Origin of the sequence: Azospirillum baldaniorum (assembly GCF_003119195.2) — a bacterium.
Classification (GTDB): domain Bacteria; phylum Pseudomonadota; class Alphaproteobacteria; order Azospirillales; family Azospirillaceae; genus Azospirillum; species Azospirillum baldaniorum.
In genome coordinates this window covers 316,151-328,921 of sequence record NZ_CP022262.1, presented here as the reverse complement: position 1 = coordinate 328,921, position 12,771 = coordinate 316,151, and the positions used below count along the sequence as shown (strand labels likewise).

Genomic DNA, 12,771 nt, shown 5'->3' with positions numbered 1-12,771 from the left:
CGGCCCGTCGGACGGGGGATGGCGATGGGTGAGTCCGCGCGCCGGGTTGCGGCCCTTGGCGAATGCATGATCGAACTGGTGCGCCGTCCCGACGGGACCTTCACCATGGGCTTCGGCGGCGACACCCTCAACACCGCCGTCTATATGGCGCGGCTGGGCGTAGCAACCGATTACGTGACGGCGCTGGGCGACGACGGCAACAGCGACGCCATGGTCGCCACCTGGGAGGCCGAAGGGGTCGGCACCGGTCATGTGCTGCGCGTGCCCAACCGCGTCCCGGGCCTCTACATGATCGAGACGGACGACAGCGGCGAGCGGCGCTTCCTCTACTGGCGCGATTCCGCGCCGGCCCGCGACCTGTTCGTGCTGCCCGACAGCCCGGCGCTGGTCGCCGATCTGGAAGGCTACGACCTCCTCTACATGTCCGGCATCAGCCTGGCCATCTGGGGCGAGCGCGGGCGCGAGGTGCTGTTCCCCATGCTCGACCGCCTGCGCGAGCGCGGCGGCCGCGTCGCCTTCGACACCAACTGGCGCCCCCGCCTGTGGCCCGACCGCGAGACGGCGCAGCGCGCCTACGACGCGATGCTCGAACGCACCGACATCGCCCTGCCGGGCGTCGAGGACCTGCGCGGCCTCTACGGCGACGCCGATGCCGACACCGCCATGGCCCGCGTGCGCGGCGCCGGGGTGACGGAGATCGTTCTCAAGCTGGAAAAGCCGGGCTGCATCGTCTCCGCCCCCGGCGTCGAGGAGACCGTGCCGTCGGAGAAGGTCGCCAAGGTCGTGGACACCACGGCGGCGGGCGACAGCTTCAGCGCCGGCTATCTCAGCGCCCGCCTGAAGGGCCTCGGCCCCGTGGAGGCGGCGCGCTCCGCCCACCGCATCGCCGCCGTGGTCATCCAGCACCGCGGCGCCGTCATCCCGCGCGACGCCATGGCGTCCGTGCTGGACGGCTGACCCTTTGACGGAGGGACCCTCCATGCCCCCAGGCCAAGCTTCTACGGGCCTAGCCACGACCGTTCCAGCCATCGTCAAGCCGCCCCGCGCGTCGCAGCGCGGGACCACGGCGGCGGCGGCGATCTACCGCGACCTGCGGGCCGACATCGTGTCTCTGGCCCGCAAGCCGGGCGACCCGATCGTGGAGAAGCTGGTGGCCGAAGCCTTCGGCGTCAGCCGCACCCCGGTGCGCGAGGCCGTTCTGCGGCTGGCCGACGAGGGGCTGGTGGAGGTCTTTCCGCAATCGGGCACCTTCGTGGCGCGCATTCCCATCGCCGACCTGCCCGAAGCCAACCTGATCCGCAAGACGCTGGAGCAGGCGACCGTCCGCTTCGCGGCGGAATGCGCCACCCGCAGCCAAGTCGCCGCCCTCCAGGCCAATCTGGAGCGCCAGCGCGAGGTGGACGCCTCGGGCTGCGCCGACGGCTTCCATCAGGCGGACGAGGCGTTCCACGCTCTGATCGCCGACATCGCCGGCTATCCCGGTTTCTGGCCGATCACCCAGCAGGTGAAGGTGCAGATCGACCGCTGCCGCCACCTGACCCTTCCCTTTCCCGGCCGCATGGCGACCGTCATCGCCGAGCACGAGGCCATCGTCGCCGCCATCGCGGACCATGACCCCGACCGCGCGGTGAAGGCGCTCGGCGACCACATCGACGGCCTGCTGCTGACCATCGACGACATGCGGCTCGCCACCCCACTCTATTTCTCTCCTGCCGAGGCCCTGACATGACCCACCCGCGTCTTGAACCCTCCCTGTCCGGCCCGCGCATCGTCCCGGTCCTCGTCCTCGACGAGCCGGACACCGCGGTCGCCCTGGCCGAGGCACTGGTCGCCGGCGGCCTGACCACGCTGGAGGTGACGCTGCGCACCCCCGCCGCGCTGGCCTGCGCGGAGGCCATCGCCGCCCGCGTTCCGGGCGCCCTGGTCGGCCTCGGCACGCTGATCCGGCCGGAGCAGTTCGCCCAGGCCCGCGACGCCGGCGCCCGCTTCGTCGTCAGCCCCGGCCTGACCGACCGTCTGGCCGAGGCCGCCAAGACCGCCGGCCTGCCCTATCTGCCGGGCATCGCCACGGTGGCCGAGGCGCTGATCGCCATGGAGCACGGCTTCCGCGAGCTGAAGTTCTTCCCGGCGATGCTGAACGGCGGCGCCCCGGCGCTGCGCGGCATGGCGCCGCTGATGCCGGAGATCCGCTTCTGCCCGACCGGCGGCCTCAAGGCGGAGCATGTGAAGGAGATCCTGTCGCTCCCCAACGTCTTCGCGCTCGGCGGCACCTGGCTGACTCCGGCCGACGCCGTGAAGGAGCGCCGCTGGTCCGAGATCGAGCGGCTGGCCCGCGAGGCCTCCGCCCTGGCCCAGGGCTAAGGGGCATGCGGCGTCGCGTCGGCGTGATCGGGCTGGGCATGGCGGCGACGCCGCACGCCCAGAGCCTGCTGGATCTGGCGGACCGGGTGGAGGTGGCGGGCTGTTTCAGCCCGTCCGCCGAGCGGCGGGCCGCCTTCGCGGCGCGCTTCGGCCTGCCGGCGGTGGACCGGGCGGAGGCGATCCTCGACGATCCCACCGTCTCCGCCGTTCTGCTGCTGACCCCGCCGGACACCCACGCCGACCTCGTCGCCCGCTGCGCCGCCGCCGGCAAGCACGTCCTTCTGGAAAAGCCGCTGGACGCCACGCCGGCCGGCTGCCGCGCCGTGGTGGAGAGCATGGAGCGCGCCGGGCTGACGCTCGGCGTCATGCTCCAGCACCGCTTCCGCGCCGCCGCGGAACGGCTGGCGGAGCTGCTGCGCACCGGCACGCTGGGCCGCCCGCTGTCGGCCTCCGTCGTGGTGCGCTGGTGGCGCGACGACGCCTATTACGCCCAGCCGGGGCGCGGCATGAAGGCGCGCGACGGCGGCGGCGTGCTGCTGACCCAGGCCATCCACACGCTGGACCTCTATGTCAGCCTGCTCGGCCTGCCGCGGGAGGTCGCCGCCTTCGCCAACACCAGCGGCCTGCGCCCCATCGACACCGAGGACGTGGTGTGCGCCGCCCTGCGCTACGACGGCGGGCTGCTCGCCACGGTGGACGCCACCACCGCCGCCTATCCCGGCTATCCGGAGCGCATCGAGATCGCCGGGACCGCCGGCTCCGCCCTGCTGACCGGCGACCGGCTGGAGGTGCAGCTGCGCTCCGGCGGGACGGTCCAGGCCGGGGAAACGGCGGGCACGCTGGGCGGCGGGGCCGACCCCATGGCCTTCTCCAACGCCCACCACCGCGCCGTGCTGGCCGACTTCCTCGACGCGCTCGACGACGGCACCCAGCCGCGTGTGTCCGGGCGGGAGGCGCTGAAGGTCCACCGGCTGATCGAGACGATCCTCAAATCCTCGGAAAGCGGCGCCGTCACGGCGGTTCCGAAAGACTGAGACGGATACGTCAACCCCCTCTCCCGCCCCGGGAGAGGGTGCCCGCGCAAGCGGGCGGGTGAGGGTCGTGCGGGAAACGATGCGCTGATGCTTGGCGTCACCCTCACCCTCCCACCGCTTCGCGGCGGGCCCCTCCCTCTCCCGGGGCGGGAGAGGGGCTCGAAGACTCCTCACCTTTCGCTCACGAACTCGTGTCCCGCGCTTGATTTGCCGGGAGCGGCGACCAAGGCTAGATGAGGGACGGGGGGCGCTGTCGCCTCCCGGCGGCTTTCCTGTGGAGAGTGTTCATGCTCATCAAAGTCCGGAGCGCGTCGCAAGCCAGCGAGAACGAGGTGACGCCCCGCGGCCTGTTCCTGTCCCGGCGCTCCATCATCGCCGGAGGCGCTGCCGCCCTGGCGCTCGGCGGCACGGGGGTCCTGCCGGGTCCGGCGCTGGCCGCGCCTTTCCAGGCCCCGCTGACGGTCAGCCCGAAGGACCCCAAGATGGACGCCCAGACTCCCATGAAGTCGGCGACCAGCTACAACAATTTCTACGAGTTCGGGACGGACAAGACCGACCCGTCGGAGAACGCCGGCACGCTGCGCACCCGCCCGTGGGAGATCGCGGTGGACGGCGAGGCCGGCAAGCCCACCACCTTCGGCATCGAAGACCTGCTGGCCTTTCCGCTGGAGGAGCGCGTCTACCGCCTGCGCTGCGTCGAGGGCTGGTCGATGGTCATCCCCTGGATCGGCTTCCCGCTGGCCGAGCTGCTGAAGCGCGTCGACCCGACCGGCAACGCCAAATACGTCGCCTTCCAGACGCTGGCCGACCGCTCGCAGATGCCCGGCCTGAAGTATCCCGTGCTGCAATGGCCCTATGTCGAGGGGCTGCGCATGGACGAGGCCATGCACCCGCTGACCCTCCTGGCGGTCGGCATGTACGGCGAGACGCTGCCCAACCAGAACGGCGCGCCGGTGCGGCTGGTCGTGCCCTGGAAGTACGGCTTCAAGTCGATCAAGTCGGTCGTCCGCATCACCCTGACGAAGGACCAGCCGCCGACCTCCTGGAACCGCTCGCAGCCGCGCGAGTACGGCTTCTATTCGAACGTGAATCCGGAGGTCGACCACCCGCGCTGGAGCCAGGCGACGGAGCGCCGCGTCGGCGAGTTCTCCCGCCGCAAGACGCTGCCCTTCAACGGCTATGGGGAAGAGGTGGCGTCGCTCTACGCCGGCATGGATCTGCGGAAGAACTACTGAGATGGCCGCAACGTCGAAAGGCCCGGTCGCCCAGGCGTTGTCCTCGCGCTGGGCGAAGCCGGCGGTGTTCGCCCTGGGCCTCCTCCCGCTCGGCTGGATGGTCTGGCTGGGGCTGAGCGGCGGGCTGGGAGCGGAGCCGGTGGCCGAGGCGGTGCGGCAGAGCGGGCTGTGGGCGCTGCGCCTGCTGCTGGTCGCGCTCGCCGTCACGCCGCTGCGCATCCTGACGGGTCAGGCGGGGTTGGCGCGCTTCCGCCGGATGATCGGGCTGTTCGCCTTCTTCTACGCGCTGCTGCACGTCTCCGTCTATGTGGGGGTGGACCAGTTCTTCGACTGGGCGGCGGTGTGGAAGGACATCGTGAAGCGGCCCTACATCACCGTGGGCATGGGCGCCTTCGTGATCCTGACGGCGCTGGCCACGACCTCGACCAACGGCATGGTGCGGCGGCTCGGCGGGCGGCGCTGGAAGGCGCTGCACAAGGCGGTGTTCGTCGCCGGAGCGGCGGGCTGCATCCATTACGTCATGCTGGTCAAGGGCTGGCAGTACCCACCCTTCGTCTACGCGGCGATCCTCCTGGGGCTGGTCGCGCTGCGCTATACGAAGTCACCGGCGGCGGGGCGGCTCTCCCCGTCCTACCGGACCTGAGCCCGCCTCAGCCCAACCGGCAAGCACACCCGCATGCCGTCCGCCCCCACCGCCACCACCTCGACCTCCGTCCCGTAGACATCGCGCATCATGGCGGCGGTGATGACCGCCTCAGGCGTGCCGAAGCGGGCCAGCCGCCCGCCGTGCAGCAGCGCCACCCGGTCGGCGATGGCGAAGGCCTGCTCCGGATGGTGGGTGGAGAAGACCACCGTCAGCCCCTCGCCGCCCTCGCCGTCCGCCAGCCGTCGCACCTGCTCCAGCACGCGGACCTGGTTGCCGAAGTCCAGGCTGGCGGTCGGCTCGTCGAGCACCAGCACGCGCGGCGCCTGGGCAAGCGCGCGGGCGATCAGGGCCATCTGCCGCTCGCCGCCGCTGATGCGCAGCCAGTCGCGCTCGGCCAGATGCCCGATGCCCAGCCGTTCCAGCGCGGCCTCGGCGGCGGCATGGTCGGACGTGGCGGGGGCGCTGAAGGCGCCGCGGTGAGCGGTGCGGCCCATCAGCACCATCTCGCGCACGGTGAAGGGAAACTGCCCCGACCCCGCCTGCGGGACATAGCCGAAGGCCAGCGCCCGGCGGCGCGGCGACCAGCCGGCGGTGTCCTCGCCATCGACGCGCACCCGCCCGCCGCGCGGCGGCAGCAGGCCGAGCAGCGTCTTGAACAGCGTCGTCTTGCCGCCGCCGTTGGGACCGAGCAGGCACAGCACCTCCCCCGCCGCCACGGCGAAGCCGACCCCGGCACCGACCACCCGCTCGCCATAACCGAAGGCGAGATCCTCCACCGACAGCCGCGCGCTCATGACCAGCCGCGCTTTCCGAAGGCGAGCAGCCAGAGGAAGACCGGCGTGCCGATCACCGCGGTCAGCACGCCCAGCGGCAGCTCCACCGGCCCCAGGCTGCGCGCCAGCGTGTCCACCGCCAGCAGATAGGCCGCCCCCAGCAGCACCGCCGTGGGCAGCAGCCGGACGAAGGCCGGGCCGACCATCAGCCGGGCGAGGTGCGGCACCAGCAGCCCGACCCAGCCGACGATGCCGCTGACCGACACCGCGGCGGCGGTCATCAGCGTCGCCGCCACGATCACCACGATCCGCACCACCCGCACCGGCACGCCGAGCGCCGTCGCCTCCTCGTCGCCCAGCGTCATGACGTCGAGCCGCCAGCGCAGCAGCACCAGCGGCAGCAGCGCCACCGCCACCGGCGGGACCAGCGCCGCGAGGTCGCCGCGGTTGACCGCCGACAGGCTGCCGAGCAGCCAGAAGGTGATCGCCGGCAACTGGTTGTAGGGGTCGGCCAGATACTTCAGCAGAGCCACGCCGGAGCCCAGCAGCGCCCCGATCACCACGCCGCCCAGCACCAGGACCAGCACCGGGTCCCGCCCGCGGATGGCCGAGGCGACGGCCAGCACCACCCCCACCGCCAGCAGCCCGCCCGCAAAGGCCATGCCCTGGATGGCGAGGACCGGCAGCGAGGCGAAGATGCCCAGCACAGCCCCCAGCGCCGCCCCCGACGACACGCCGAGGATGTCCGGCGAGACCAGCGGGTTGCGGAACAGCCCCTGATACGCGGCTCCCGAAGCGGCCAGCCCCGCCCCGACCAGCATGGCGGTCAGCACGCGCGGGCCGCGGATGTCCCAGATCACTGTCTCCACCGCCGGAGTGACGGCGGCGCTGCCGAGCCCCAGCTTTGCCGCGAGCAGCCCGGCCAGTTCCCCCGGCGTGACGGGATAGGCGCCGGTGCTGAAGGCGACGCAAACCGCGGCGACCAGCAGCGCGGCCACCCCGCCCAGCGTCAGTGCGAAGGGGACCTCACCCCGGCGGGCGGCTGCCAGCGAGGAGGGCGTCGATCTGCTCCGCGGTGGGCTCCCGGTGGTAGAAGAGGGCATAGAAACGTCGCGTCTCCTCGCGCAGATCCTCCGGAAACAGCTCCGGATAGAGGACGGCGCCCAGCCAGCGCAGGCCGAGCAGGCGGTTGGCGGCGGGCGGGGAATCGATCCAGGTGAAGGGCAAGCCCGGCGAGAGGTAGACGCGGCGGTCGCGCACCGCCTTCACCCCCTGCCACAGCGGGTCGGTCCACACGCTCTCATAGAAGCCGCGGTCGATGGTGACGATGGCGTCCGGCTGCCAGGCCAGCACCTGCTCCATCGACACGTTGACCAGCCCGCCGTTGCCGAGATTCTCCGCCGCGACGTTGCGCACCCCGGCGACGTCCAGCGCCTCGACGTTGATGGAGCCGCGGATGCCGGTCTGGAGCCCACGCGGTCCGCGCGCCATGTAGACCTTCAGCCGCCGGTCCTCCGGCACGCCGTCGAAGCGCCGGCGCACCTCGGCCAGCGTCGTTTCGGCGTAGCGGGCCAGTTCCTCCCCCGCTCCGCCACGCCCATCAGCGCGCCGAGCGTGCGGAAGGTGCGCGCGGAATCGGCGAGATGCCCGTCGATCAGCAGGGTCGGCACCCGCGTCTGCTCCTGCACGCGGTCGGCCAGCGACACGAAGGTCGGGGCGGTGCTGCCGACATCGACGACGACGTCCGGCCTCGCGGCCACCACGGTTTCCAGGTTGACGGTGTTGCCGCGCCCGGTCAGCCGCCCCAGCTCCGGCAGATCGGCGTAGCGGTCGGGCAGGAGGGGCCGCTCCGGCGGGCTGATCGCCCGCGTCCAGCCCAGCAGTTTCTCGGGCGCCAGCATGTAGACGACGACGGAGGCCGGTGGTCCGGCGGGGAACACGCGCTCCACCCGGTCCGGCACGGTGACGCGGCGCCCGGAGGAGTCCGTGACGATCCGCTCCGCCGCCGCCGGCCCGGCCAGCAGAGCGAGCAGCAGCCCGGCGCTCACGCCCGCCATCCATCTATGCCTGCCCACGCCACCCTTCATTCGCCACCACCCCATGCGCCCGCGTTCGACGTTCCCTCTCCCCTCCGGGGAGAGGGTCAGGGTGAGGGGGTTGCGCTTGTGCCGAACATACCACACACGCGCATCCCCCTCACCGGCCCGCGGGCCACCCTCTCCCCGGAGGGGAGAGGGTTAAACGACCTTCCCTCCAAAGCATGGGGTCTGCACCCGCCACCGTCCATAGGACAAGCACGCCAAGCCGCCCGCGAAGGTCACGCTTTGACCACGGGCGGCCTCCCCATCCGAACGGATAAGGTGCCGCGGTCCGCTCACCACCCCCCGTGCCGCTCCATGACCGCATCCCCGCTCCACCGCGCCGCCCTCGCCACCGCCGCCCTGCTCGCGCTGTCCGGCTGCGCGGGGTTCGGCTCGGCGGTCACGGGGGTGACCACGGCGGGCGTGGCGGCGACGGTCGGCTCGGCCACCGGCAACCCGGTGCTGGGCATCATCGCCGGCGCCGGGGCCAGCTACGGCATCGACCAGGGCGTGAAATACGCGGAACGGCGGATCACCGACAACGTCCACAACGCCGTTGCCCGTGCCGCCGGTCCGCTCGCCGTCGGGCAGGCGGCGACCTGGACGGTGGAGGAAAAGCTGCCGCTGAGCGGCAAGACCGGCACGGTGCAGGTGGCCCGCGGCTTCGGCGAGGCGATCCCCTGCAAGGACGTGGTCTTCACACTCGACGACGATCCGGACTTCAACGTCACCACCATCTGCCGGGCCAAGGACGGCCAGTGGCGCTGGGCGCTGGCCGAACCCGCCACCCGGCGCTGGGGCAGCCTGCAATAGCGCCCGGTCCATGCGGCGTACGCATGCGTTCGGCGATGTACGCACGGCCCGTGTTGGGGTAAAGCTCCGCGGGCGTCTGCGTCACGGGAGTCCGCGCATGTTCACGGCCAAAATCCTTCTTCTCGGCTCGGGCGAACTCGGGAAGGAGTTCGTCATCGCCGCCAAGCGCCTCGGCTGCGAGGTCATCGCCTGCGACAGCTACGCCAACGCCCCGGCGATGCAGGTCGCCGACGCGGCGGAGGTGTTCTCCATGCTCGACCCGGACGCCCTGCGCGCGGCCATCGCCAAGCACACGCCCGACTTCATCGTGCCGGAGGTCGAGGCCATCCGCACCGAGGTGCTGCACGAGTTCGAGGACGCCGGCCTGACCGTCGTCCCCTCCGCCCGCGCCGCCACCATGACGATGAACCGCGACCGCATCCGCGAGGTCGCCGCGGTGGAATTGGGCCTGCGCACCTCCAAGTACCGCTACGCCGAAAGCCTGGAGGAGGTGATCGCCGGGACGGAGCACACCGGCCTGCCCTGCGTCATCAAGCCGGTCATGTCCTCTTCCGGCAAGGGGCAGAGCACCGTCCGCACCGCCGAGGAACTGGAGGCCGCCTGGACCTACGCCGTCGCCAACATGCGCGGCGACCGCCGGAAGGTCATCGTCGAGGAGTTCGTGCCCTTCGAGTACGAGATCACCCTGCTGACCGTCCGCACCCGCGAAGGCATCCTGTTCTGCGAGCCGATCGGCCACCGGCAGGAGCGCGGCGACTACCAGGAATCCTGGCAGCCGGTGCCGATGCCCACGGCGCTGCTCGACGACGCCAAGGACATGGCGGCGAAGGTCGTGGACAATCTCGGCGGCTACGGCATCTTCGGCGTCGAGTTCTTCGTCACCAAGGACGAGGTCGTCTTCTCCGAGCTTTCGCCGCGCCCGCACGACACCGGCATGGTGACCCTGCTGTCGCAGAACCTGTCGGAGTTCGACCTGCACGCCCGCGCCATCCTCGGCCTGCCGATCCCGGCGATCCACGTCCGCGGCCCGGCCGCCTCCGCCGTCATCCTGGCCGACCGTGAGGCCGAGCGATTTGCCATCGAGGGTTTGGCCGACGCCATGCGCGTGGGAAGCGCGGAGCATGACGTGGACGTCCGCCTGTTCGGCAAGCCGACGACCCGCAAGAACCGCCGCATGGGCGTGGCGCTCGCCGCCGGCACCGACACCGATGACGCGCGCGAACGGGCGCTGAAGGCGGCCTCGGCGATCAGCATCCGCTACGAGTGAGGTTGGGGAGCCGGGCGCGACCGTCGATTTCCGACGGCGCGGCCCGGCTGCGAACCACCTCTCAGCTCAGCGCAGAGCCGCGCCGATCATCGGACAGAGAACGTAGATCCCGAAGAGCGCCACCCCCAGCAGGGTGAGCAGGACCCGGAACCCCGCCCGCCAGCCGCCGTCGGCGCGGTGAAGGTCCAGGTAGCGGGTGAGAATCCGGTCGGCCTTGACGGTGGCCGCGGCGAGGACGAGTCCGACCCCGAGCGGGCCGAGACCGCCGGTGCCGTGCCCCGCCCACATCGAAACGGCGGTGAGCAGCATCAGCACCACCCAGGTGCGCGTCAGGATGGCCATCGCCTCACCTCAGCAGATAGACGATGGGGTAGAGCAGCACCCAGATCAGGTCCACCATGTGCCAGAAGGCGGCACCGGTCTCCAGGTTCTCCAGACTGTCCCACCAAGTGACGATGCCCAGGATGACGATCCCCGCGGCGACGTGCATCGCGTGGAAACCGGTCAGCAAGTAATAGAGCTGGAAGAAGCTGTTGGTCTCCAGCGTCAGGCCCCGGCCGATCTTGTCGCCGTACTCGACCGCCTTGATGGCGAGGAACCCCCCGCCGAGGGCCATCGCGCCGAGCATCGCCACCCGGTGGGAGCGGCCCGAGGCCCGGCGCCGCACGGCGACCGCGACCAGCCAGCCACTCGTCACCAGGACCATGGTGTTCACGCCGCCGAGCAGACGGTCCAGCTGAGCCTGCGAGGCGTCGAAGGTCGCCGGGTCCAGCGCGCGCGCCACCGCGAAGCCGATGAACATCGCCCCGAAGACCGCCAGCTCCCCCAGGATGAGAATCCACATCATGGGGTTGCCGGGCAGGCTGGAGAGAGGCCCCCAATCGGCGGCCTCGCCGTCCGCAGCGACCACCGTCGTCGGCGCGGCAGTTTCCGTCATATCCGCTGTCCTTCCGGAAGTGATGACCGGAAGGGACCATGACGCGGGAGACGGACGCCGTCTTTGCCCGGGGGCAAACTCGCGGCGGGTTGCCGATCAGCTGGCGCTGATCATTTGGCGCCGGTCACTGATAGCCGCCCTTGTCCGCACGCTCCCGCGCGGCGTCCTCCTGGGCCTTGGTCATCTCGTCCTTGGTCGCCGCCGGCTGGTCGTCGGGCTTGCCGGTCGCGCGGTCGTTCTCGGCTTGCGGTTGGGAGTCGGTGTTGCGGTTGTCGCCCATCGCGTCATCCTCCGGCATGAGGCGGGTCGATGCGGCCCGCCGTAAGCCTCACCAACACGCCCGCGCGCCGGTCGTCTCGCCCCGCTCACATGGTCAGGCGACGATGCCGGCGTCGTGCAGGCGGCCGATCTCGGCGGACGGCAGGCCGAGCAGGTCGGCCAGCACCGCGTCGGTGTCCTGCCCCAGGACGGGCGCCGGCCGGTGGTCGGTGCGCTCGCCCAGGCCGGGAAAGCCGAGGGGCGAGCCGGGAACCAGCAGCGGCCCGACCTCCGGCTGCTCGATCTCGCGGAACAGCGGGTTGGCGGTGGAGCAGCGCGCGTCCTCGGCCACAAGCTGGCCGAAATCCCGGTACGGCCCCCACAGCACGCCCGCCCCGGCGAAGGCGCTTTCCACCTCGGACAGGGTGCGGGCGGCGAACCAGGGGGCGAGCACGGCGGAGATGGCGTCACGCGCCACGAAACGCCCGCCCTCGTCGTTCATGTCCACGTCCATCAGCGGACCGATCATCGCCAGCCGCTCGGTCAGCCCGGTCGCCTTGCCCAGCGCCTTCCACTGGCGGTTGGAGATGGCGACGACCATCGCCCGCCGCCCGTCGGCGGTGGCGAAGTCGCGCCCATAGGCGCCGTAGAGGTCGTTGCCCATCGGCGGCCGCACGGCGCCGTTGACCCGGACGTCGGCGAGGTAGCCGAGATTGCCGACGGTCGCCAGCATCACGTCGGCCAGCGCCACCGTCACCTCCTGCCCGCGCCCGGTGCGGCGGCGGTGTCGCTCCGCCGCCAGCAGGCCGGTGGCGAGATAGAGGCCGGCGGCGACGTCCCAGGCCGGCAGCACATGGTTCACCGGCTCACCGCCGCGGCCGGTCGCCATCGGGAAGCCGCTGGCGCAGTTGACGGTGTAGTCCACCGCCGCCGACCCGTCCGGGTTGCCGGTCAGCCGCAGCATGATCAGGTCGTCGCGCTTGGCCGACAGCGCCTCGTAGCCCATCCAGCCGCTGGCCGGCAGGTTGGTCAGCAGGAATCCCGCGTTCTCGCCCGAGGCGGTGATGATCGCCTGGGCGATCTCCCGCCCCTCCGGCCGGTCGAGCGCCAGCGTCACCGACCGCTTCGCCTTGTTCAGCGCGGTCCAGTAGAGGCTGGTGCCGTTCGGCGCCACCGGCCAGCGCCGGTAGTCGATGTTGCCGCCGATGGGGTCGATGCGGATCACCTCGGCGCCCAGCTGGGCCAGCGTCATGCCGCCCAGCGGCGCGGCGATGAAGGCCGACACCTCGACGACGCGCAGATCGGAGAGAAGCGAGGACATGGGAGTCTCGATCCAGATGGAAACAACGTGGTGAACGGATGCCCC

General features: G+C 71.7%; 14 protein-coding genes and 1 pseudogene. 8 read left to right on the top strand and 7 right to left on the bottom strand.

From position 1 onward, the window contains the following. Window positions 1-24: 24 nt before the first annotated feature. The 6 genes from Sp245p_RS32935 to Sp245p_RS32910 all read left to right on the top strand — a co-directional run bounded on the left by Sp245p_RS32935 (window position 25) and on the right by Sp245p_RS32910 (window position 5,273). On the top strand, window positions 25-957 hold the full coding sequence (locus Sp245p_RS32935) for a sugar kinase (protein ID WP_014199637.1): 933 nt from the start codon (window positions 25-27) through the stop codon (window positions 955-957). Window positions 958-979: 22 nt separating this feature from the next. After that, entirely contained in the window at window positions 980-1,729 is a 750-nt protein-coding gene (locus Sp245p_RS32930; protein WP_014199636.1) for a GntR family transcriptional regulator, read from the top strand. Beyond that, window positions 1,726-2,361, top strand: a complete 636-nt coding sequence (gene eda, locus Sp245p_RS32925; protein WP_014199635.1) for a bifunctional 4-hydroxy-2-oxoglutarate aldolase/2-dehydro-3-deoxy-phosphogluconate aldolase — start codon at window positions 1,726-1,728, stop codon at window positions 2,359-2,361. Before Sp245p_RS32930 ends, eda begins: the two co-directional genes overlap by 4 nt. Window positions 2,362-2,366: 5 nt before the next feature. After that, complete coding sequence (locus Sp245p_RS32920) at window positions 2,367-3,395, top strand: Gfo/Idh/MocA family protein (protein ID WP_014199634.1); 1,029 nt, start codon at window positions 2,367-2,369, stop codon at window positions 3,393-3,395. A gap of 287 nt (window positions 3,396-3,682) precedes the next feature. Next, complete coding sequence (gene msrP, locus Sp245p_RS32915) at window positions 3,683-4,630, top strand: protein-methionine-sulfoxide reductase catalytic subunit MsrP (RefSeq protein ID WP_014199633.1); 948 nt, start codon at window positions 3,683-3,685, stop codon at window positions 4,628-4,630. Window position 4,631: 1 nt separating this feature from the next. Next, on the top strand, window positions 4,632-5,273 hold the full coding sequence (locus Sp245p_RS32910) for a protein-methionine-sulfoxide reductase heme-binding subunit MsrQ (RefSeq protein ID WP_014199632.1): 642 nt from the start codon (window positions 4,632-4,634) through the stop codon (window positions 5,271-5,273). Here the strand turns inward: Sp245p_RS32910 and Sp245p_RS32905 are convergent. The 3 genes and pseudogenes from Sp245p_RS32905 to Sp245p_RS36635 form a co-directional block, all read right to left on the bottom strand. Continuing rightward, complete coding sequence (locus tag Sp245p_RS32905; protein ID WP_109139293.1) at window positions 5,261-6,070, bottom strand: ABC transporter ATP-binding protein; 810 nt, start codon at window positions 6,068-6,070, stop codon at window positions 5,261-5,263. The genes Sp245p_RS32910 and Sp245p_RS32905 overlap by 13 nt on opposite strands. After that, the gene (locus tag Sp245p_RS32900; protein WP_014199629.1) at window positions 6,067-7,047 is read right to left on the bottom strand and encodes a FecCD family ABC transporter permease; all 981 of its coding nucleotides are present in this window, start codon (window positions 7,045-7,047) and stop codon (window positions 6,067-6,069) included. Before Sp245p_RS32900 ends, Sp245p_RS32905 begins: the two co-directional genes overlap by 4 nt. 28 nt (window positions 7,048-7,075) lie before the next feature. After that, a pseudogene (locus tag Sp245p_RS36635) lies at window positions 7,076-8,106 on the bottom strand (iron ABC transporter substrate-binding protein). A gap of 339 nt (window positions 8,107-8,445) precedes the next feature. Between Sp245p_RS36635 and Sp245p_RS32890 the strand changes: the two are divergent. Then, a complete protein-coding gene (locus Sp245p_RS32890) occupies window positions 8,446-8,943 on the top strand; it encodes a hypothetical protein (RefSeq protein ID WP_014199627.1) in 498 nt (165 codons plus the stop codon). Between the two features lie 97 nt (window positions 8,944-9,040). Further along, window positions 9,041-10,210, top strand: a complete 1,170-nt coding sequence (gene purT, locus Sp245p_RS32885) for a formate-dependent phosphoribosylglycinamide formyltransferase (protein ID WP_014199626.1) — start codon at window positions 9,041-9,043, stop codon at window positions 10,208-10,210. A 66-nt stretch (window positions 10,211-10,276) separates the two neighbouring features. Here purT and Sp245p_RS32880 read toward each other — a convergent pair whose 3' ends face one another. The 4 genes from Sp245p_RS32880 to Sp245p_RS32870 all read right to left on the bottom strand — a co-directional run bounded on the left by Sp245p_RS32880 (window position 10,277) and on the right by Sp245p_RS32870 (window position 12,726). Continuing rightward, on the bottom strand, window positions 10,277-10,552 hold the full coding sequence (locus tag Sp245p_RS32880; RefSeq protein ID WP_014199625.1) for a cytochrome C oxidase subunit IV family protein: 276 nt from the start codon (window positions 10,550-10,552) through the stop codon (window positions 10,277-10,279). Window positions 10,553-10,556: 4 nt separating this feature from the next. Further along, window positions 10,557-11,147, bottom strand: a complete 591-nt coding sequence (locus tag Sp245p_RS32875; protein WP_014199624.1) for a cytochrome c oxidase subunit 3 family protein — start codon at window positions 11,145-11,147, stop codon at window positions 10,557-10,559. A 124-nt stretch (window positions 11,148-11,271) separates the two neighbouring features. After that, entirely contained in the window at window positions 11,272-11,445 is a 174-nt protein-coding gene (locus Sp245p_RS35350) for a hypothetical protein (protein ID WP_211114930.1), read from the bottom strand. Window positions 11,446-11,520: 75 nt separating this feature from the next. Then, complete coding sequence (locus Sp245p_RS32870; protein ID WP_014199622.1) at window positions 11,521-12,726, bottom strand: CoA transferase; 1,206 nt, start codon at window positions 12,724-12,726, stop codon at window positions 11,521-11,523. Window positions 12,727-12,771 lie beyond the last annotated feature (45 nt).